This is a genomic window from Streptomyces sp. NBC_00122 (assembly GCF_045160845.1).
Taxonomy (GTDB): Bacteria; Actinomycetota; Actinomycetes; order Streptomycetales; family Streptomycetaceae; genus Streptomyces.
This window is the reverse complement of sequence record NZ_CP108191.1, coordinates 1,238,559-1,258,222: the sequence shown is the minus strand read 5'-3', so window position 1 is coordinate 1,258,222 and position 19,664 is coordinate 1,238,559. Positions and strand designations below refer to the sequence as shown.

The 19,664-nt window shown below is 70.6% G+C and carries 18 protein-coding genes; 9 read left to right on the top strand and 9 right to left on the bottom strand.

The genetic code is table 11. The annotated features are described in order from the left end of the window. The first annotated feature begins 6 nt into the window (after positions 1-6). From tpiA to pgi, 4 genes are all read left to right on the top strand, one after another. Entirely contained in the window at positions 7-783 is a 777-nt protein-coding gene (tpiA, locus tag OG737_RS05980; RefSeq protein WP_328925082.1) for a triose-phosphate isomerase, read from the top strand. A 130-nt stretch (positions 784-913) separates the two neighbouring features. After that, positions 914-1,144, top strand: coding sequence for a preprotein translocase subunit SecG (gene secG, locus OG737_RS05975; protein WP_328930229.1), 231 nt, complete (start codon positions 914-916; stop codon positions 1,142-1,144). Positions 1,145-1,402: 258 nt separating this feature from the next. Further along, positions 1,403-1,690, top strand: coding sequence for an RNA polymerase-binding protein RbpA (locus OG737_RS05970; RefSeq protein WP_030197743.1), 288 nt, complete (start codon positions 1,403-1,405; stop codon positions 1,688-1,690). 172 nt (positions 1,691-1,862) lie between these two features. Next, positions 1,863-3,518 carry a glucose-6-phosphate isomerase gene (gene pgi, locus OG737_RS05965; protein ID WP_328930228.1) on the top strand — a complete coding sequence of 552 codons (1,656 nt, stop codon included), beginning with the start codon at positions 1,863-1,865 and terminating at the stop codon, positions 3,516-3,518. A 66-nt stretch (positions 3,519-3,584) separates the two neighbouring features. Here pgi and pgl read toward each other — a convergent pair whose 3' ends face one another. The 5 genes from pgl to tkt form a co-directional block, all read right to left on the bottom strand. After that, on the bottom strand, positions 3,585-4,364 hold the full coding sequence (pgl, locus tag OG737_RS05960; RefSeq protein ID WP_405922401.1) for a 6-phosphogluconolactonase: 780 nt from the start codon (positions 4,362-4,364) through the stop codon (positions 3,585-3,587). Positions 4,365-4,524: 160 nt separating this feature from the next. After that, positions 4,525-5,553 carry a glucose-6-phosphate dehydrogenase assembly protein OpcA gene (gene opcA, locus OG737_RS05955; RefSeq protein WP_328925080.1) on the bottom strand — a complete coding sequence of 343 codons (1,029 nt, stop codon included), beginning with the start codon at positions 5,551-5,553 and terminating at the stop codon, positions 4,525-4,527. Then, positions 5,550-7,076: a glucose-6-phosphate dehydrogenase gene (zwf, locus tag OG737_RS05950; RefSeq protein WP_328925079.1), complete on the bottom strand. Its 1,527-nt coding sequence runs from the start codon at positions 7,074-7,076 to the stop codon at positions 5,550-5,552. The genes opcA and zwf overlap by 4 nt, the downstream gene beginning before the upstream one ends. Positions 7,077-7,081: 5 nt before the next feature. Continuing rightward, positions 7,082-8,200 carry a transaldolase gene (gene tal, locus OG737_RS05945; protein WP_328925078.1) on the bottom strand — a complete coding sequence of 373 codons (1,119 nt, stop codon included), beginning with the start codon at positions 8,198-8,200 and terminating at the stop codon, positions 7,082-7,084. A gap of 34 nt (positions 8,201-8,234) precedes the next feature. Then, positions 8,235-10,322: a transketolase gene (gene tkt / locus OG737_RS05940; protein WP_328925077.1), complete on the bottom strand. Its 2,088-nt coding sequence runs from the start codon at positions 10,320-10,322 to the stop codon at positions 8,235-8,237. A gap of 298 nt (positions 10,323-10,620) precedes the next feature. Here tkt and OG737_RS05935 point away from each other — a divergent pair, with 298 nt between their 5' ends. The 3 genes from OG737_RS05935 to OG737_RS05925 all read left to right on the top strand — a co-directional run bounded on the left by OG737_RS05935 (position 10,621) and on the right by OG737_RS05925 (position 13,141). After that, positions 10,621-11,562 carry a heme o synthase gene (locus OG737_RS05935; protein ID WP_328925076.1) on the top strand — a complete coding sequence of 314 codons (942 nt, stop codon included), beginning with the start codon at positions 10,621-10,623 and terminating at the stop codon, positions 11,560-11,562. 24 nt (positions 11,563-11,586) lie between these two features. Further along, positions 11,587-11,922 (top strand): hypothetical protein, encoded by a 336-nt coding sequence (locus OG737_RS05930; RefSeq protein WP_328925075.1) that lies wholly within the window; start codon positions 11,587-11,589, stop codon positions 11,920-11,922. 124 nt (positions 11,923-12,046) lie between these two features. Beyond that, a complete protein-coding gene (locus tag OG737_RS05925) occupies positions 12,047-13,141 on the top strand; it encodes an amidohydrolase family protein (protein WP_405680079.1) in 1,095 nt (364 codons plus the stop codon). Between the two features lie 10 nt (positions 13,142-13,151). Here the strand turns inward: OG737_RS05925 and OG737_RS05920 are convergent, their stop codons facing one another. The 4 genes from OG737_RS05920 to OG737_RS05905 all read right to left on the bottom strand — a co-directional run bounded on the left by OG737_RS05920 (position 13,152) and on the right by OG737_RS05905 (position 17,130). Next, entirely contained in the window at positions 13,152-14,141 is a 990-nt protein-coding gene (locus OG737_RS05920; protein WP_405680080.1) for a COX15/CtaA family protein, read from the bottom strand. A gap of 4 nt (positions 14,142-14,145) precedes the next feature. Continuing rightward, positions 14,146-15,279 carry a hypothetical protein gene (locus tag OG737_RS05915; protein ID WP_405680081.1) on the bottom strand — a complete coding sequence of 378 codons (1,134 nt, stop codon included), beginning with the start codon at positions 15,277-15,279 and terminating at the stop codon, positions 14,146-14,148. Positions 15,280-15,347: 68 nt separating this feature from the next. After that, a complete protein-coding gene (locus OG737_RS05910; protein ID WP_328925072.1) occupies positions 15,348-16,115 on the bottom strand; it encodes an ABC transporter permease in 768 nt (255 codons plus the stop codon). Positions 16,116-16,203: 88 nt separating this feature from the next. Continuing rightward, positions 16,204-17,130: an ABC transporter ATP-binding protein gene (locus OG737_RS05905; protein ID WP_405680082.1), complete on the bottom strand. Its 927-nt coding sequence runs from the start codon at positions 17,128-17,130 to the stop codon at positions 16,204-16,206. 344 nt (positions 17,131-17,474) lie between these two features. Here OG737_RS05905 and OG737_RS05900 point away from each other — a divergent pair, with 344 nt between their 5' ends. Together OG737_RS05900 and sufB are read left to right on the top strand one after the other, a co-directional pair. After that, positions 17,475-18,236: a MarR family transcriptional regulator gene (locus tag OG737_RS05900; protein ID WP_328925070.1), complete on the top strand. Its 762-nt coding sequence runs from the start codon at positions 17,475-17,477 to the stop codon at positions 18,234-18,236. Further along, positions 18,233-19,648, top strand: a complete 1,416-nt coding sequence (sufB, locus tag OG737_RS05895) for a Fe-S cluster assembly protein SufB (RefSeq protein WP_328925069.1) — start codon at positions 18,233-18,235, stop codon at positions 19,646-19,648. The genes OG737_RS05900 and sufB overlap by 4 nt, the downstream gene beginning before the upstream one ends. The last annotated feature ends 16 nt before the right edge of the window (positions 19,649-19,664 follow it).

Below are 19,664 nucleotides of genomic sequence, written 5' to 3'. Positions count from 1 at the left end.
CCCTTAATGAGCAACCGCACCCCGCTCATGGCGGGCAACTGGAAGATGAACCTCAACCACCTTGAGGCCATCGCCCACACCCAGAAGCTCGCCTTCGCGCTCGCCGACAAGGACTACGACGCCGTCGAGGTCGCGGTCCTGCCGCCCTTCGTCGACCTCCGCTCCGTCCAGACCCTGGTCGAGGGCGACAAGCTGAAGATCAAGTTCGGCGCCCAGGACATCTCCGGGCACGACTCCGGCGCCTACACCGGCGAGATCTCCGGCTCGATGCTCTCGAAGCTGAAGTGCACGTACGTGGCCGTCGGCCACAGCGAGCGCCGCCAGTACCACGCCGAGACCGACGAGCTCTGCAACGCCAAGGTCAAGGCCGCCTACCGCCACGGGCTCACCCCGATCCTGTGCGTCGGCGAGGGCTTGGACATCCGCAAGGCCGGCCAGCAGGTCGAGTACACGCTGAAGCAGGTCGACGGCGGCCTCAAGGACATCCCGGCCGAGCAGGTCGAGTCCATCGTGATCGCGTACGAGCCCGTGTGGGCCATCGGGACCGGCGAGGTCGCCACCCCCGAGGACGCCCAGGAGGTCTGCGGTGCGATCCGCGGCCGTCTCGCGGAGCTGTACTCGCAGGAGCTGGCCGACAAGGTCCGCATCCAGTACGGCGGCTCGGTGAAGTCCGGGAACATCGCGGCGATCATGGCCCAGCCCGACGTCGACGGCGCCCTGATCGGCGGCGCCGCACTGGACGCGGACGAGTTCGTCAAGATCGTCCGCTTCCGCGACCAGTGAGTATGCGGTAGGACGGATCCGTCGTACCCTTGCGGGGGCCAGAGGCTGAACACCAGCCGCTGGCCCCCGCGCACATCCAGCACACAGCCGGAAAGCCAGAAAAGCCAGAAAGTAGGAATCAGCCGTGATTATGGGGTTCTCGATCGCCCTGATCGTCTTCAGCGCCCTGCTGATGCTGCTCGTGCTGATGCACAAGGGCAAGGGCGGCGGCCTTTCCGACATGTTCGGCGGCGGCATGCAGTCGTCCGTCGGTGGCTCGTCCGTGGCGGAGCGCAACCTGGACCGCATCACCGTCGTGGTCGGTGTGCTGTGGTTCGCCTGCATCATGGCGCTCGGCCTCCTGTCGAAGTCGAGCAGCTGACCGTTCTGGCCATTCCGGCAGTCCGGTCGGCGGAGCCCGGCCTATCATGAGGTCCTGCACCCTGGTTGCGGAACGAGTTATTCTGCTCCCCGCACCTGAGGGGGATGATCCCTCCGCACGCTGAACGTGAGTTGGGCTTTACGTACCCGGGGTGCCTTGAGCAGACATACCTCATGCTTGGCGGCACCATCACGCAGGGGAGTTACGACCGTGGCAAGTGGCAACGCGATCCGTGGTAGCCGGGTCGGCGCGGGGCCGATGGGTGAGGCCGAGCGCGGCGAGTCCGCGCCCCGCCTGCGCATCTCCTTCTGGTGCTCGAACGGGCACGAGACGCAGCCGAGCTTCGCCAGCGACGCGCAGGTGCCGGACACCTGGGACTGCCCGCGCTGCGGGTTCCCGGCCGGCCAGGACCGGGACAACCCGCCGGCGCCGCCGCGTACCGAGCCGTACAAGACGCACCTGGCGTACGTACGGGAGCGGCGCACGGACGCCGACGGCGAGGCGATCCTCGCCGAGGCCCTCGCCAAACTGCGCGGCGAGATCTGAATCCGCCAGGGCGTATGAATTGAGGCCCGGTCACGCAGGAGTCTTCTCCTGCGTGACCGGGCCTCTTTGCGCGCGTCCGGGCCGAAGGCGATGTCCGATACGCCGCTTCGGATCCCTTAGGTTGGAGCCCGGCGGGGCACGACAGGACGGAAGAAGTGGGTTGATGTCCGAGATGAACGCAGACAGCCGTACGAAGCTCAACCGGACGCCGGAGTGGCTCGCACTCGGCAAGCACCGGGAGGAGCTCGGGCAGACGCATCTGCGGGAGCTGTTCGAGGAGAATCCGGGCCGCGGCGTCGGCTACACCCTGCGCGCCGGGGACCTGCACATCGACTACTCGAAGCACCTCGTGACCGACGAGACGCTGACGCGCTTGCGCGAACTGGCGGCGGCGACGGGCGTGGCCGGGCTGCGCGAGGCGATGTTCCGCGGCGAGAAGATCAACGTGACCGAAGGCCGGGCGGTCCTGCACACCGCCCTGCGCGCTCCGGCGGACGCCGTCGTCGAGGTGGACGGCGAGAACGTCGTCCCCGAGGTGCACGCCGTCCTCGACAAGATGGCGGCCTTCTCCGGCCAGGTCAGGTCGGGGCAGTGGACCGGCTTCACCGGAAAGCGCATCAGGAACGTCGTCAACATCGGCATCGGCGGCTCCGACCTGGGTCCCGCGATGGCCTACGAGGCGCTGCGCGCCTTCGCCGACCGCGATCTGACGGTGCGCTTCGTGTCCAACGTGGACGGCGCGGACCTGCACGAGGCCGTGCGCGACCTGGACCCGGCCGAGACGCTGTTCATCATCGCCTCCAAGACCTTCACCACCATCGAGACCATCACCAACGCCACTTCGGCCCGCGAATGGCTGCTGGCGGGGCTCGGCGGTGACACGGCGGCCGTGGCACGGCACTTCGTGGCGCTGTCGACCAACGCCGAGAAGGTGACCGGCTTCGGCATCGATCCGGCCAACATGTTCGGCTTCTGGGACTGGGTCGGCGGCCGCTACTCCTTCGACTCGGCCATCGGCCTCTCCCTGATGATCGCGATCGGCCCGGACGCCTTCCGCGAGCTGCTCGGCGGCTTCCACACCATGGACCGGCACTTCCGCACGGCGCCGCCGGAGGAGAACGCCCCGCTGCTGCTGGGGCTGTTGGGCATCTGGTACGGCAACTTCTTCGACGCGCAGTCGCACGCGGTGCTCCCGTACAGCCACTACCTCTCCCGCTTCACCGCCTACTTGCAGCAGCTGGACATGGAGTCCAACGGCAAGTCGGTGGACCGCGAGGGCAGTCCGGTGGAGTGGCAGACGGGTCCGGTGGTGTGGGGCACGCCCGGCACCAACGGGCAGCACGCCTACTACCAGCTGATCCACCAGGGGACGAAGATGATCCCCGCCGACTTCATCGGCTTCGCGCGCCCGGTGGCGGAGCTGGGACCCTCCCTCGCCGCCCAGCACGACCTGCTGATGGCGAACTTCTTCGCGCAGACCCAAGCACTGGCCTTCGGCAAGACGGCCGACGAGGTACGGGCGGAGGGCGCCGCCGAGTCGCTGGTCCCGCACAAGACCTTCCACGGGAACCACCCGACGACCACCATCCTGGCCGCCGAGCTCACCCCGGCGGTGCTGGGCCAGCTGATCGCGCTGTACGAGCACAAGGTGTTCGTCCAGGGCGCGGTGTGGAACATCGACTCCTTCGACCAGTGGGGCGTGGAGCTCGGCAAGGTCCTCGCCAAGCGGGTCGAGCCCGCGCTGACGGAGGGCGCGGACGTACCGGGCCTGGACGCCTCGACGAAGGCCCTGGTGGCCGCCTACCGCGAGCTGGGCGGCCGCGGCTGACACGCCTGACACGCCTGACATGAGGAAGCGCCCCGCACCGGTCGGTGCGGGGCGCTTCGCCGTACGTCAGGAGGCCGGCGGGTACATCCCGGAGGGGAGCTTCGCGGCTGCCGCGCGGTCCAGGAGCCACAGGGTGCGGGAGCGGCCGTAGGCGGCCGCCGCCGGGGCCTGGACCTCCCCGGTGCCGCCGAGGGCGATGGACACCGCGCCGGCCTTGTCCTCGCCCGCCGCGAGGAGCCAGACCTCACGGGCGGCCCGGATCGCCGGGAGCGTCAGGGAGATCCGGGTGGGCGGGGGCTTCGGGGCGCCGTGGACGCCGACCACCGTGCGTTCGGTCTCACGGGTCGCCGGGTGTTCCGGGAAGAGCGAGGCCACGTGGGTGTCGGGGCCGACGCCCAGCATCAGCACGTCGAAGCGGGGGACCGGGCCGTGGTCCTCCGGCCCGGCCGCCGTCGCCAGCTCGGCCGCGTAGGCCGCCGCGGCGGCGTCCACGTCGTTCCCGTACGGGCCGTCGGAGGCCGGCATGACGTGTACCCGGGCGGGATCCACCGGGACGGAGTCCAGGAGGGCCGCACGGGCCTGGGTGTGGTTGCGCTCGGGGTCGTCGGCGGGGACGTAACGCTCGTCGCCCCACCACAGGTCGAGGCGCGACCAGTCGAACGCGTCCCGGGCCGGGGCGGCGGCGAGCGCCGCGAGGAGGCCGTTGCCGTTGCGGCCGCCGGTGAGGACGACGGACGCGGTGCCGCGGGCCGTCTGCGCGTCCACGATCTTCGTGATGAGCCGGGCCGCCGTGGCCTGGGCCATCAGCTCCTTGTCCCGGTGGACGACGACCTGGGGAGTCGTCATACCCATGTGCTGCCGCCTTGTCGGTAGGTCTGGTGGTACGGGTGCCGCTGCGCGGACCCGGCCCTCAAACGCCGGGCGGGGCTGGACATGCCGCTCAGCGGCATGTCCAGCCCCACCGGCGTCCGGGTCGGAGCCCCGGCAGCGGACCCGAAGGGCCCGGTTACTTGGCCGCGGCCTTCTTCGCCGGCTTGGCCGCCGGCTTCGGGGCCTCGGCCTTGGCCGGCGCCTCGGTCTTGGCCGGGGCCTCGGCCTCGGCCGGTGTGGACGAGTCCAGCTTCGACACGCCGAACTTCAGCGAAGCCTCGTACGTGTTGTCCGGGTCCAGCCGACGCAGCTCCTCCGCCAGGAGCTCGGCCGTGTCGCGGCGCTTGAGCGCCACCGCACGGTCGGGCTGCCCCGGCATGCACAGCGTGGCCAGCGCCCCGTCCGCCCGGTCCAGGACGATCGCCCCGTCCTTGGTCTCCAGCCGCACCGCCGTCAGGCCGGGGCCCGACGACAGCGTGCGCTTGACGGGGACCTGGAGCCGGTCCGCCAGCCACATGGCCAGCAGCTCGCAACTCGGGTTGTCGGCCTCGCCCTCGACGGTCGCCGAGGACACCGACAGGTTCTGCTGGTCCAGCGCGGCCGCCAGCATGGAGCGCCACGGCGTGATCCGGGTCCACGACAGGTCCGTGTCCCCGGGCGCGTACGCCGCGGCCCGCCCGCCGAGGGCCCCGACGGGGTCCTCGGTGGCGTACGTGTCCGTGATCCGGCGCTGGCCCAGCGCACCCAGCGGGTCGCCCGCCAGGTCCGAGGGGGCGCCGTCCGGCCACCAGACCACCACGGGGGCGTCCGGCAGCAGAAGAGGGAGAACCACCGACTGGGCGTGGTCGACCAGTTCGCCGTGAAGGCGGAGCACGACCGTCTCGCCGGTGCCGGAGTCCGCCCCGACGCGGAGTTCCGCGTCGAGACGGGCCACCTGGCGGCTGCGCGGCGAGCGGCTGACCCGCTTGACGACGACGACGATCCGCGAGGGGTGTTCGTGGGACGCGTCGTTCGCCGACTTGAGCGCGTCGTACGCGTTCTCCTCGTCGGTCACGATCACCAGCGTGAGGACCATGCCGATGGCCGGCGTGCCGATGTCCCGGCGCGCCTGCACCAACGCGGCGTTGATCTTGCTGGAGTTGGTCTCCGTCAGGTCGATCTTCATGGCCGGCGCCAGCTCCGTCCGTCTCGTGCGAGCATCTCGTCCGCCTCGACCGGACCCCAGGTGCCCGCCGGGTACTGCGCGGGCTTGCCGTGCTTGTCCCAGTACTCCTCGATCGGGTCGAGGATGTTCCAGGAGAGCTCGACCTCCTGGTGACGAGGGAAGAGGTTCGCGTCGCCGAGGAGCACGTCGAGGATGAGCCGCTCGTACGCCTCGGGGCTCGACTCCGTGAAGGACTCGCCGTAGGCGAAGTCCATCGTGACGTCCCGGACCTCCATGGAGGTGCCCGGAACCTTGGAGCCGAAGCGGACCGTCACGCCCTCGTCCGGCTGGACCCGGATGACCAGGGCGTTCTGCCCCAGCTCCTCGGTCGCGCCCGACTCGAACGGGAGGTACGGGGCCCGCTTGAAGACCACCGCGATCTCGGTCACCCGGCGGCCCAGGCGCTTGCCGGTCCGCAGGTAGAAGGGGACGCCCGCCCAGCGGCGGTTGTTGATCTCCAGGCGGATGGCCGCGTAGGTGTCGGTCTTCGACTTGGGGTCGATGCCGTCCTCTTCGAGGTACCCGACGACCTTCTCGCCGCCCTGCCACGCCGCCGAGTACTGGCCGCGCACGGTGTGCTTGCCCAGGTCCTCGGGCAGCTCCACGGCGGTCAGCACCTTGAGCTTCTCGGCCACCAGCGCCTTGGGGTGGAAGGAGCCCGGCTCCTCCATCGCCGTCAGCGCGAGCAGCTGCAGCAGGTGGTTCTGGATGACGTCACGGGCCGCGCCGATGCCGTCGTAGTAGCCGGCCCGGCCGCCGATGCCGATGTCCTCGGCCATGGTGATCTGCACGTGGTCGACGTACGACCGGTTCCAGATCGGCTCGAACATGGTGTTGGCGAAGCGGAGCGCCAGGATGTTCTGGACGGTCTCCTTGCCGAGGTAGTGGTCGATCCGGAAGACCTCGTCACGCGGGAAGACCTCGTGGACGACCTTGTTGAGCTCCTCGGCGCTCTTCAGGTCGTGCCCGAAGGGCTTCTCGATGACGGCACGCCGCCAGGATCCCTCCTTCTGCGCCAGCCCGTGGTTCTTGAGCTGCTGGACCACCTTGGGGAAGAACTTCGGCGGCACGGACAGGTAGAAGGCGAAATTGCCGCCCGTGCCCTGGGCCTTGTCCAGGTCGTCGATCGTGGACTTCAGGGTCTCGAACGCCGCGTCGTCGTCGAAATCGCCCTGCACGAAGCGGCAGCCCTGCACCAGCTGCTGCCAGACCTCCTCCCGGAAGGGGGTGCGCGAGTGCTGCTTGACGGCCTCGTACACCTCCTGGGCGAAGTCCTCGTGCTCCCATTCACGGCGGGCGAAGCCGATCAGCGAGAAGCCCGGCGGCAGCAGCCCCCGGTTCGCCAGGTCGTAGATGGCGGGCATCAGCTTCTTGCGCGACAGGTCACCCGTAACGCCGAAAATGACCAGGCCGGACGGCCCCGCGATACGCGGGAGCCGCCGGTCCTGTGCGTCACGAAGCGGGTTCGCTCCGTTTACAGACAAGGTGTTCAGGCCTCCGTGGGGGCGAGGCGCTCAAGCTCCGCCTCGGTCGACTTCAGCAGGTCGTTCCAGGACGCCTCGAACTTCTCGACGCCCTCGTCCTCGAGCAGCTGCACCACATCGTCGTACGAGATGCCCAGCTTCGCGACCGCGTCGAGCTCGGCGCGCGCCTGCGCGTAGGTCCCGCGCACGGTGTCGCCCGTGATCCGGCCGTGGTCGGCGGTGGCCTCCAGGGTGGCCTCCGGCATGGTGTTCACCGTGTTCGGGGCGACCAGGTCGTCCACGTACAGGGTGTCCTTGTACGCCGGGTCCTTGACGCCCGTCGAGGCCCACAGCGCACGCTGCTTGTTGGCGCCGACACGCTCCAGGGCGTTCCACCGGTCGGAGGAGAAGACCTCCTCGTACGCCTCGTAGGCCAGGCGGGCGTTGGCGAGCGCCGCCTTGCCCTTGAGGGCCTTCGCCTCGTCGGTGCCGACGGCGTCCAGGCGCTTGTCGATCTCGCTGTCCACGCGGGACACGAAGAAGGAGGCGACCGAGTGGATCAGGGAGAGGTCCAGGCCGGCGGCCTTGGCCTTCTCCAGACCCGCCAGGTACGCGTCCATGACCTCGCGGTAGCGCGCCAGCGAGAAGATCAGCGTGACATTGACGCTGATGCCCTTGCCGATGACCTCGGTGATCGCCGGCAGGCCGGCCTTGGTCGCCGGGATCTTGATGAGCGTGTTCGGGCGGTCCACCAGCCAGGCCAGCTGCTTGGCCTCGGCCACGGTCGCCGCGGTCTGGTGGGCCAGACGGGGGTCGACCTCGATGGATACGCGGCCGTCCTGGCCGTCCGTGCGGTCGTAGACCGGGCGCAGGATGTCGGCGGCGTCGCGGACGTCCGCCGTCGTGATCATGCGCAGGGCCTCGTCCACGGTGACCTTGCGCGTCGCGAGGTCGGTGAGCTGCCGCTCGTAGCCCTCGCCGCCGCTGATGGCCTTCTGGAAGATCGCCGGGTTGGTGGTGACACCGACCACGTGCGACTGGTCGATGAGCTCGGCCAGGTTGCCGGACGTGATGCGCTTGCGGGACAGGTCGTCCAGCCAGATCGCCACGCCCTCGTCGGAGAGGCGCTTGAGTGCGTCTGTCATGGGAATTGCATCTCCTACTGGTCTTGTACGGGCGTCAGCGCGCGGCTGCGGCCAGGGAGGCCTTGGCGGCGGCGGTCACGGCCTCGGCGGTGAAGCCGAACTCGCGGAACAGCACCTTCGCGTCGGCGGAGGCGCCGAAGTGCTCCAGCGACACGATCCGGCCGGCGTCGCCGACGTACCGGTGCCAGGTGAGGCCGATGCCGGCCTCGACCGCGACGCGGGCCTTCACCGAGGAGGGCAGGACGCTGTCCTTGTACTCCTGGTCCTGCTCCTCGAACCACTCGACGGACGGCATGGAGACGACCCGGGTGGGGACGCCCTCGGCCTGGAGCTGCTCGCGGGCCTCGACGGCCAGGTGGACCTCGGAGCCGGTGCCGATGAGGACGACCTCGGCGGGACCGCCATCGGCCTCGAACATCACGTATCCGCCCTTGGCGGCGTCCTCGTTGCGCTCGTAGGTCGGCACGCCCTGGCGGGTGAGCGCCAGACCGTGCGGGGCGCCCTTGCCGAACACCTTGGTGTGGCGGCGCAGGATCTCGCGCCAGGCGATGGCGGTCTCGTTGGCGTCGGCCGGGCGGACGACGTTGAGGCCCGGGATGGCGCGCAGCGAGGCGAGGTGCTCGACCGGCTGGTGGGTCGGGCCGTCCTCGCCGAGACCGATGGAGTCGTGCGTCCACACGTACGTCACCGGGACGTGCATCAGCGCGGAGAGGCGGACGGCGTTGCGCATGTAGTCGGAGAACACCAGGAAGGTGCCGCCGTAGATGCGGGTGTGGCCGTGCAGGGCGATGCCGTTCATGGCCGCGGCCATGGCGTGCTCGCGGATGCCGAAGTGGATGGTGCGGCCGTACGGGTCGGCCTCCGGCAGCGGGTTGCCCACCGGCAGGAACGAGGAGTCCTTGTCGATGGTCGTGTTGTTGGAGCCGGCCAGGTCGGCCGAGCCGCCCCACAGCTCCGGGATGACCGCGCCGAGCGCCTGGAGCACCTTGCCGGAGGCGGCGCGGGTGGCGACGCCCTTGCCGGCCTCGAAGACGGGGAGCTTGTCCTCCCAGCCCGCGGGCAGCTCGTTGGCGTTGACGCGGTCGAACTCGGCGGCGCGCTCCGGGTTGGCGGTGCGCCAGGCGGAGAACTCCTTCTCCCAGGCGGCGCGGGCGTCACGGCCGCGGTCCCCGAGGGCGCGGGTGTGGGTGATGACCGCGTCGGAGACCTCGAAGGCCTGCTCCGGGTCGAAGCCGAGGACGCGCTTGGTGGCCGCGACCTCGTCGTCGCCGAGCGCGGAGCCGTGCGAGGCCTCGGTGCCCTGGGCGTGCGGGGCCGGCCAGGCGATGATCGAGCGCATCGCGATGAAGGAGGGGCGCCCGGTCTCGGCCTTGGCGGCCTGGAGGGCGGCGAACAGCGCCTTCGGGTCGAGGTCGCCGTTCTCCTGCTGCGCGACGCGCTGGACGTGCCAGCCGTACGCCTCGTAGCGCCCCAGGGTGTCCTCGGAGACGGCCGTCTCGGTGTCACCCTCGATGGAGATGTGGTTGTCGTCCCACAGCAGCACCAGGTTGCCGAGCTTCTGGTGGCCGGCCAGCGCGGACGCCTCGTGGGAGATGCCCTCCTGGAGGCAGCCGTCGCCCGCGATCGCGTAGATCATGTGGTCGAACGGGGAGGCGCCCTGGGCGGCCTCCGGGTCGAACAGGCCGCGCTCGTAGCGGGCGGCCATGGCCATGCCCACCGCGTTGGCGATGCCCTGGCCCAGCGGGCCGGTGGTGGTCTCGACGGCGGCCGTGTGGCCGTACTCCGGGTGACCGGGGGTCTTGGAGCCCCAGGTGCGGAACGCCTTGATGTCGTCCAGCTCCAGGCCGAAGCCACCGAGGTAGAGCTGGGTGTAAAGGGTGAGGGACGAGTGCCCCGCGGAGAGCACGAAGCGGTCGCGGCCGACCCACTCATGGTCCGCCGGGTCGTGCCGCATCACCTTCTGGAAGAGGGTGTAGGCGGCGGGGGCCAGGCTCATCGCCGTACCGGGGTGGCCGTTTCCGACCTTCTGGACCGCGTCAGCGGCCAGGATGCGGGCGGTGTCGACGGCCCGCTGGTCCAGTTCGGTCCACTCGAGCTCTGTGGTGGTCGGCTTGGTGCTCACCGTTGGTCAGGGCTCCTCTCCACATGTCTGTTCCCGGTGACGGACGGTCGCACCGGCGCGATTCCGAGCCTACCCCCGCAACGGCGTGCAGCTATTCGAGTGCCCACAGTCCGTCACCGCACCGGCAGGCCGTGTTCACCTGCCCGCCCCGTCCGATCGGCCCAACACGAAGCGACCCCGGCGCGGGGCGACGGAAGCGCAACGTCTAGAGTGGCGTGGTACGCGCAAGCCTCCACCACCCCTTCATTTACTGAGCGGTGCGAGTCGGGGCTTGCTGGATTCTCTCTCAGGGGTGCGTGTGACGGCCGTCGAATCCCGTCCAGCGGGGGTGCTCGGGACGAGCCCCGTCCACCGGCCGTTCGGGGCCCGGGTCATGGCTTTCGTGGCTTTGACCAAGCCGCGGATCATCGAACTTCTGCTGATCACCACAGTGCCGGTGATGTTCCTGGCCGAGCAGGGTGTGCCATCGCTGTGGCTGGTCCTCGCGACCTGCTTCGGCGGATACCTGTCCGCGGGCGGCGCCAACGCGCTGAACATGTACATCGACCGCGACATCGACGCCCTGATGGACCGGACCTCGCAGCGCCCGCTGGTGACCGGCATGGTCAGCCCGCGCGAGTGCCTGGCCTTCGGCATCACTCTCGGTGTGGTCTCCACCCTCTTCTTCGGCTTCCTGATCAACTGGCTCTCGGCCGCCCTCGCGCTCGGCGCGCTCCTCTTCTACGTCGTGGTCTACACGATGCTGCTGAAGCGGCGCACCGCCCAGAACATCGTCTGGGGCGGCATCGCGGGCTGCATGCCGGTGCTGATCGGCTGGTCCGCGGTCAAGGACGAGGTCTCCTGGGCCGCGGTCATCCTCTTCCTCGTCATCTTCTTCTGGACCCCGCCGCACTACTGGCCGCTGTCCATGAAGGTGAAGGACGACTACGCGCGTGTCGGCGTGCCGATGCTCCCCGTCGTGGCGGGCAACAAGGTCGTGGCCCGGCAGATCGTCCTCTACAGCTGGGTGATGGTGGCGGTCTCGCTGCTGCTGACCCCGCTGGGGTACACCGGCTGGTTCTACACCTCGGTCGCGCTGGTCGCGGGCGGCTGGTGGCTGTGGGAGGCGCACGCGCTGCACGCCCGCGCCAAGGCCGGCGTGACGGGGGCGAAGCTCAAGGAGATGCGCCTGTTCCACTGGTCCATCACCTATGTGTCGCTGCTGTTCGTGGCGGTGGCCGTGGATCCCTTCCTCCGCTGATTACTCACCGGTAGCATGCCCTCCATGGCAGACACCACCGCAGACAAGAAGCAGGACCGCACCGCGGCGAAGCTGGCCAGGCAGATCGGCGCCTTCGCCGGGCTGCACGGCGGCGCCGAGGGCCACCTCGCCCACATCGGCCAGGCCGGTACCCGGATCGTGCTCGTGGGCACGGACGGCGAATGGGGCGACCTGGTGGCCCCGACCTTCGCAGTGGCCCAGCTGGCCGTCGAGAAGGCCGGGCTGACCCTCCACGAGGAGTTCGACGGGGAGTTCGCCGCGCGCGTGCGCACCGGCCCCTACGAGTGGACGCGGATGGCCGGCATCCAGCTCGGCGGGCAGCAGAACCCGGCGGCGTGACCCCTTCCGGGCGCCGTCCGGGGCCCGGAGTGGTCGCTCGGTCAACAGCGCGAGCAACACCTCACACCCCGCTCACCCGTTAGGACGTGTGGAACCCTCCCCACGTCCGCAACGGGATGCCCGGATGATCGAAACGCCGCCCCTGGTGGACCAGTACTGTCACGGAGTCCTCCGTACGGAGCTGGGCCTGGGCACCTTCGAGGCCGAGCTGATCCGCTCGGCCGGCCCGCCCGCCGCGGGTACCACCTTCTTCGACACGCAGACCGGTTTCGCGGTGCGCCGCTGGTGCCCGCCGCTGCTCGGGCTGGAGCCGCACTGTGCTCCCGCCCGCTATCTGGCCCGGCGACGCGAGCTGGGCACGGTCGAGTCCGCGCGGCTGCTGCTGCGGGGCGCCGGGGTCGGCGCCTACCTGGTCGACACCGGTGTGGCGGGTGACGTCACCGGCCCCAAGGAGCTGGGCCTCGCCGGGAACGCCGAGACCTTCGAGGCGGTCCGGCCGGAGTTGCTTGCCGAGCAGGTCGCCGACACCTCCGGGACGGTGGCCGCCTTCCTCGCCAATCTCGCCGAGGCCATGCACCACGCCGCCGCCGGGGCCGTGGCCTTCACCTGCGGCGCGGCCGCCGACTATCCGGTCGTCCTGGACCGCGCGCCCGAGCCGCCCGATCCGGGCGAGGTGCGCGGGGCGGCCGGGCGGTGGCTGGCCCGACGGGTCCGCGGCGAGCCCGTACGCGACCCCGTACTCCTGCGGCACCTGCTGTGGAGCGCGGTGGCGTCAGGGCTGCCGCTCCAGCTGCACGCGGGCGCGGGGGATCCGGTGCGCCTCACGCGGTTCGTGCAGGCCACCGCCGGTCTGGGGACGCGGCTGGTGCTGCTCGGCGGATACCCGTACCACCGGCACACGGCGCAGCTGGCCGCGTCCTTCCCGCACGTCTACGCGGATGCCGGCGCGGCCCTCGGGCAGACCGGGGCGCGGGCCGCGGCGGTCCTGGCGGAGCTGCTGGAACTCGCTCCGTTCGGGAAGCTGCTGTTCTCCAGCGGCGGGCGGCAGCTGCCCGAGCTGCACGCGGTGGGCGCCCTGGTGTTCCGGGAGGCGCTGGGCCGGGTGCTGGGCGGCTGGGTCGGCGACGGGTCCTGGTCCTGGCGGGACGCGGGCCGGGTGGCCTCCATGGTCGCGGCGGGCAATGCCCGCCGCGTCTACCGGCTGGACGAGCGGGGTTAAGTCCCGCGGCTCAGACGGTGGAGAGCTGGGGGTCGCCCTGGGCGGGGATCTCCGCCTGTTCGGCCGGCCGCTCGCGCAGGCTCAGCGCGAGCCGGAGCGCCGAGATCCACACCAGGCAGGAGCCCAGCATGTGGGCGGCTACGAGGAGCTCGGGCAGCTCGGTGAAGAACTGCACGTAGCCGATGCCGCCCTGCGCGAGCAGCACGATCAGCAGGTCACGGGCGCGGGCCCGGGTGTCCACGGGGGCGTCGACCACGCGCAGCACCAGCCACATCGCCACGGCCAGCGCGCACACCACCCAGGCGGCGACGGCGTGCACGTGGGCGGTGGCCGACCAGTCGAAGGGCATCCGCTCGATCTCGCTGCGGTCACCGGCGTGCGGTCCGGAACCGGTGACCACCGTGCCCGCCGCGATCAGTACGAAGGTCACCGCGAGCAGCGTCCAGGCCAGCTTGCGCACCGGGCCGGGCACGCGCGGCCGGGGGGCCGAGTCGCCCTCCTGGGTGCGCTGCCAGGTCACCGTCGTCACGGTGATCAGCGAGGTGGCGAGCAGGAAATGGCCGGCCACGCTGTAGGGGTTGAGACCCGTCCAGACGGTGATGCCGCCGAGCACGGCGTTGGCCACCACGATGACGAACTGGACCCACCCGAGCTTCGTCAGCTCCTCGCGCCAGGGCTTGGCCGAGCGGGCCGCGAGGATGACCCAGCCGACGGCCGCGCTGAGCACGTACGTCAGCATCCGGTTGCCGAACTCGATGGCGCCGTGGAAGCCCTGGGCCGGAGTCGCGACCAGGCTGTCGTCGGTGCACTTGGGCCAGGTGTCGCAGCCGAGTCCGGATCCGGTCAGCCGCACCGCGCCGCCGGTGACGACGATGACCACGCTCATGAGGAGCGCGGCGGCCGCGGCCCGCCGGACGATCCGGGGTGACGGAGTCCAGCGACTGGCGATGTATGCGAATGGGTTCAACACGGCCCCTATCGTAAGCGGAGCCTTGTGCAAAGTTTCACGAGGGGGTGCCGACGGGGGCGTCGGGGCCGGAGGCCAGCCGGAAGCGCGCCCCCGCAGGGTCGCCCTCCGCGTGCCACCACAGGAGGACGCGCCAGTGGCCGCCGTCGCCCGGGTGGTCCGCCGAGTCCGCGAACCCCCGCACTAATTCAGCCCCTACATCCCGAGCTGTCCTGTTCCTCACCTCTGTGGCGCTGTGCCACGGATGTTCCAGTACGTTCCATGTGCCGTCCGGGCCGCGCACCTCGACGCGCCACACCGCGAGCCAGGGCGTGACCTCCAGCATCGTGCGCACCTGCTCGGCGCCGAGGCGCAGCCGGGCCGCTATCTCGGACTCCTCGAACCCCTGGACACGGGCGGCCACCACGGCCTGGGGCAGCAGCCGCTCGGGCAGCAGCCGCTCGGCGCGCAGGCTCACCAGGGAGTCGAAGGCCAGGAAGCGCAGGCGCAGCTCCAGCTGCCGGCCGATGTGGTCGAGGGCCTCCTCGGCCTCCTCGGACTCCTCCGGGCCGTGGCCCGCGAGCAGCAGCTGGCGGAAGTCCGACTCGGCGTCCACGGCCCAGGCCACCGCGTCCTCGGTGGACCCCAGCTCCGCGAGACGGTCCCCGAGGAACACCTTGGCCTGGGCGAGACCCCGGCGGTTGACCGGATCCTTCTGGTCCAGGCCCGCCCACACCCCGACCGCCGTGCGGGTCAGATCGCGGGCGCGCTCACCGGCCGCCCGCTCCACGGCGCTCGGCCCCTCGGTGGCGGCCCGGCCCAGCGGGTGCCTCGGCAGCCGGTCCTCGTCGCTCAGCGGCCAGGCCAGCCACACCCCGTGGTTGATCAGCCCGCGGGCGTACCAGCGGGTGAACTCGGGGGAGTACGCGGCCGCACGCTCGGAGCTGCGCAGTCCCTCCTCGATCGTGGCGAGAGCGGTCGTGCGGTCGCCCTCGGCGAAGCGCAGGGCGGCCCGGTCGGCGAGGCGCAGTCCCAGCAGCGCGATGCAGTCGGGGTCGTCGGACCGGGTGCGCAGGGCTCCGATCAGCTCGTCGAGCAGCCGCTCGCACTCCGCCGGCTCCGTGTGCGCCGCCCCCGACCGCACGCGTGCCCATTGGTCGTCCAGCCGTAGAACGGCCTCCCGCTGCACCATGTCCGCCCCCCGGCTTCATGTGTGGAGGCGCCCATCCTCGCGGCAATGCCGCCGCGAGGGGAAGGGTTTCATTCCCAGCGGAAGAGGCGCGCCGCGGCGCCCAGACCGAGTACGGCCCAGACCGCCAGTACGGCCGCGTCGCCCCACGGCAGGGCGGCCCCGTGCTGGAGCACCTCGCGCAGCCCGTCGGACAGGGCCGAGATGGGCAGCAGCCCGAGTACGGACTGGACGGCGCCCGGGAACTTCTCCATCGGCACGATCACCCCGCCGCCGACCAGCAGCAGCAGGAACACCAGATTGGCGGCGGCCAGGGTCATCTCGGCCTTGAGGGTGCCCGCCATCAGCAGGCCCAGCCCGGAGAACGCGGCGGTGCCCAGCAGGACGAGCGCGGCCACCGACAGCGGGTTCCCGTGCGGGGACCAGCCCAGGGCGAAGGCGATCGCCGTGAGCAGGGCGATCTGGAGCACCTCGGTGACCAGTACGGACAGGGTCTTGGAGGCCATCAGGGCCCAGCGCGGCAGCGGGGAGGCCCCGAGGCGCTTGAGGACCCCGTAGCGGCGGTCGAATCCGGTGGCGATGGCCTGGCCGGTGAAGGCGGTGGACATCACGGCGAGGGCCAGGATGCCGGGGGCGAGGAAGTCCACGGAGTTCCCGGAACCCGTATCGACGATGTCGACGGCCGAGAAGAGGGTTAGCAGCAGCGCCGGGATGATCACGGTCAGCAGCAGCTGCTCCCCGTTGCGCAGCAGCATCCGGGTCTCCAGCGCCGTCTGCGCGAGGATCATGCGGGAGACGGGGGCCGCCCCCGGGGCGGGGGTGAACGTGCCGACGCTCATCGGCGCAGCTCCTTACCGGTCGGCTCCACGCTGTGTCCTCCCAGGGGGCAACCCCCGGACCCCCGGCAGGTGCCGGTCCCGTACGCCGTCATGAACGCAACTCCTTGCCGGTCAGCTCCAAGAACACGTCCTCCAGGGTGTGCCGCTCCACCGAGAGGCTGTCCGGCATGACGCCGTGCTGCGCGCACCAGGAGGCGACGGTGGCCAGCAGCTGGGGGTCGACGTCGCCGGTGACCCGGTAGACGCCCGGGGTGAGCTCGGCGGCCTGGGTGCCGTCGGGCAGCGCCTTGAGCAGCGAGGCGAGGTCCAGGGCGGGCCGGCCGGTGAAGCGCAGCGTGTTCTCTGCGCCGCCCCGGCACAGCTGCTCGGGGCTGCCGTGGGCGATGACCTTGCCCGCGTCCACGATGGCGACCTCGTCCGCGAGCTGCTCGGCCTCGTCCATGTGGTGGGTGGTGAGCACGACGGAGACCCCGTCCGCGCGCAGCTCCCGTACGAGCTCCCAGGTCGCGCGACGGGCCTGCGGGTCCAGGCCTGCGGTGGGCTCGTCCAGGAAGACCAGCTCGGGGCGGCCGACCACGGCCATGGCGAGGGCCAGGCGCTGCTGCTGGCCGCCGGAGAGCCTGCGGTAGGGGGTGCGGCCGCAGCCGCCGAGGCCGAGGCGCTCCACGAGGGGGCCGACGTCGAGCGGGTCGGCGTACAGCTTGGCCATGTGGCGCAGCATCTCGACCGCGCGGGCCCCGGAGTAGACGCCTCCGGACTGGAGCATCACGCCGATCCGGGGGCGCAGCGCCTCGGCCTGGGCGACCGGGTCGAGGCCGAGGACGCGGACGGTGCCGGCGTCGGGGCGGCGGTAGCCCTCGCAGGTTTCCACCGTGGTCGTCTTGCCCGCGCCGTTGGGACCGAGGACCGCGGTGACGGAGGCCCTGCGGACGGTGAGGTCCAGGCCGTCCACCGCTGTCCTGGGGCCGTACCGCTTCACCAGTCCGCGGATCTCCACGGCGGGGTCGTTGCTCATGGGGGATGAGTCTACGGAGCCGGGGGAGGGCTGTTTCCGTCGCCTTCGGATTCGAAGCTCGTGACGCGATCACGGCTGATTTCGGCATGTCGGTCCTGGATGGCCCAGCGCCGGCAGGTGGTCTTTTCCGGAATGCGATGTCCGCCGTCCGGGGCGCCCCATGGGTGGAGGATGGCTGGTGGGAGGCCGTGTGGCGGTCCACCGGCGGCCCGGCGAGAGTGCGGAGCGTTTCCCTCCGGATAACTCTGCGTCGACAGATTAGGTAACCCTTAGTGATGGAGGCCACCAGGGGTGGCGTCCGTCACGGCTTGTCGCCGCTCGACTAATTACGCAACAATGGCGTTGTGAAATACGGCGAACGGCAGATCGAGACCCCCCAGGGGGAGCTCGCGACCGGGGAGCGGTCAACCCGCAACCGGGTCGCGCGGTCCATCCTGGACCACGGTCCGTCCACCGTCGCCGACCTCGCCCAGCGCCTCGGCCTCACCCAGGCCGCCGTCCGCCGCCACCTCGACACGCTCGTCGCCGACGACGTGGTCGCACCCCGTGAGCAGCGTGTGTACGGCGCGCGCACCCGGGGCCGGCCCGCCAAGGTCTTCGCGCTCACCGACTGCGGCCGCGATGCCTTCGACCAGTCCTACGACACGCTCGCCGCGGACGCCCTGCGCTGGATCGCGCAGTCCGTCGGCGGCGGAGAGCGGGGAGAGGCGGCCGTCGCCGCCTTCGCCCGGTCGCGGATGGAAGAGCAGGCGAAGGCCTACCGGGAAGCCGTCGACGCGGCCGCTGCGGAGGAGCGTACGGAGGCCCTTGCCAGGGCGTTGACCGTCGACGGGTACGCTGCTACGGCGAAGAGCGCTCCCGGTCCGCAACGCGGTGAACAGCTCTGCCAGCACCACTGCCCGGTCGCACACGTCGCCGAGCAGTTCCCGCAGCTCTGCGAGGCGGAGACCGAGGTCTTCTCCCGCCTGCTCGGGACCCATGTGCAGCGCCTCGCCACGATCGCCCACGGCGACGGAGTGTGCACAACGTTCATTCCGCGTAGCGCGAGCACCACACAGACCGACACATCAGTATCTGCAAGTACGGCCGGGAGGAACCCCGCATGACCACGGAGACTGCTCACCCTGAGCTCGATGGCCTGGGCACCTACGAATACGGCTGGGCCGACTCCGACGCGGCCGGCGCCGCTGCCAAGCGGGGTCTGTCCGAGGATGTCGTGCGCGACATCTCGGCGAAGAAGTCCGAGCCGGAGTGGATGCTGAAGCTCCGCCTCAAGGGTCTCAAGCTGTTCGACAAGAAGCCCATGCCGAACTGGGGCTCCGACCTCACGGGCATCGACTTCGACAACATCAAGTACTTCGTGCGCTCCACCGAGAAGCAGGCCGCTTCCTGGGAGGACCTGCCGGAGGACATCAAGAACACGTACGACAAGCTCGGCATCCCGGAGGCGGAGAAGCAGCGCCTCGTCGCCGGTGTCGCCGCCCAGTACGAGTCCGAGGTCGTCTACCACCAGATCCGCGAGGACCTGGAGGAGCAGGGCGTGATCTTCCTCGACACGGACACCGCGCTCAAGGAGCACCCGGAGCTCTTCCAGGAGTACTTCGGCACGGTCATCCCGGTCGGCGACAACAAGTTCGCGTCCCTGAACACCGCCGTGTGGTCGGGCGGCTCGTTCATCTACGTGCCCAAGGGCGTCAAGGTCGACATCCCGCTCCAGGCCTACTTCCGTATCAACACGGAGAACATGGGCCAGTTCGAGCGGACGCTGATCATCGTCGACGAGGATGCGTACGTCCACTACGTCGAGGGCTGCACCGCCCCGATCTACTCCTCGGACTCGCTGCACAGCGCCGTGGTCGAGATCATCGTGAAGAAGGGCGGCCGCTGCCGCTACACGACGATCCAGAACTGGTCGAACAACGTCTACAACCTGGTCACCAAGCGCGCCGTGGCGTACGAGGGCGCGACCATGGAGTGGATCGACGGCAACATCGGTTCCAAGGTCACCATGAAGTACCCGGCCGTCTACCTGATGGGCGAGCACGCCAAGGGCGAGACCCTGTCCATCGCCTTCGCGGGCGAGGGCCAGCACCAGGACGCCGGCTCCAAGATGGTCCACATGGCGCCGAACACCTCCTCGAACATCGTCTCGAAGTCGGTGGCCCGAGGCGGCGGCCGCACCTCCTACCGAGGCCTGGTCGAGATCGGCGAGGGCGCCCACGGCTCCAAGTCCAACGTGCTGTGCGACGCGCTCCTGGTCGACACGATCTCCCGCTCGGACACGTACCCCTACGTGGACGTGCGTGAGGACGACGTCTCCATGGGCCACGAGGCCACCGTTTCCAAGGTCTCCGACGACCAGCTCTTCTACCTGATGAGCCGCGGTCTGACGGAGTTCGAGGCGATGGCCATGATCGTGCGCGGCTTCGTCGAGCCCATCGCGCGCGAGCTGCCCATGGAGTACGCCCTGGAGCTGAACCGGCTGATCGAGCTGCAGATGGAGGGTTCGGTCGGTTAATCCCCGACCGCCCCAC

Excerpts from the sequence above, each read along its gene's own strand:
- secG (WP_328930229.1), top strand. The coding sequence starts at position 914 with ATGGGGTTCTCGATCGCCCTGATCGTCTTCAGCGCCCTGCTGATGCTG.
- OG737_RS05910 (WP_328925072.1), bottom strand. The coding sequence starts at position 16,115 with ATGAGCGTCGGCACGTTCACCCCCGCCCCGGGGGCGGCCCCCGTCTCC.
- OG737_RS05905 (WP_405680082.1), bottom strand. The coding sequence starts at position 17,130 with ATGAGCAACGACCCCGCCGTGGAGATCCGCGGACTGGTGAAGCGGTAC.
- OG737_RS05915 (WP_405680081.1), bottom strand. The coding sequence starts at position 15,279 with ATGGTGCAGCGGGAGGCCGTTCTACGGCTGGACGACCAATGGGCACGC.
- pgl (WP_405922401.1), bottom strand. The coding sequence starts at position 4,364 with ATGACGACTCCCCAGGTCGTCGTCCACCGGGACAAGGAGCTGATGGCC.
- OG737_RS05970 (WP_030197743.1), top strand. The coding sequence starts at position 1,403 with ATGGGTGAGGCCGAGCGCGGCGAGTCCGCGCCCCGCCTGCGCATCTCC.
- tal (WP_328925078.1), bottom strand. The coding sequence starts at position 8,200 with ATGACAGACGCACTCAAGCGCCTCTCCGACGAGGGCGTGGCGATCTGG.
- OG737_RS05930 (WP_328925075.1), top strand. The coding sequence starts at position 11,587 with ATGGCAGACACCACCGCAGACAAGAAGCAGGACCGCACCGCGGCGAAG.
- tpiA (WP_328925082.1), top strand. The coding sequence starts at position 7 with ATGAGCAACCGCACCCCGCTCATGGCGGGCAACTGGAAGATGAACCTC.
- pgi (WP_328930228.1), top strand. The coding sequence starts at position 1,863 with ATGAACGCAGACAGCCGTACGAAGCTCAACCGGACGCCGGAGTGGCTC.
- sufB (WP_328925069.1), top strand. The coding sequence starts at position 18,233 with ATGACCACGGAGACTGCTCACCCTGAGCTCGATGGCCTGGGCACCTAC.
- OG737_RS05925 (WP_405680079.1), top strand. The coding sequence starts at position 12,047 with ATGATCGAAACGCCGCCCCTGGTGGACCAGTACTGTCACGGAGTCCTC.
- opcA (WP_328925080.1), bottom strand. The coding sequence starts at position 5,553 with ATGAAGATCGACCTGACGGAGACCAACTCCAGCAAGATCAACGCCGCG.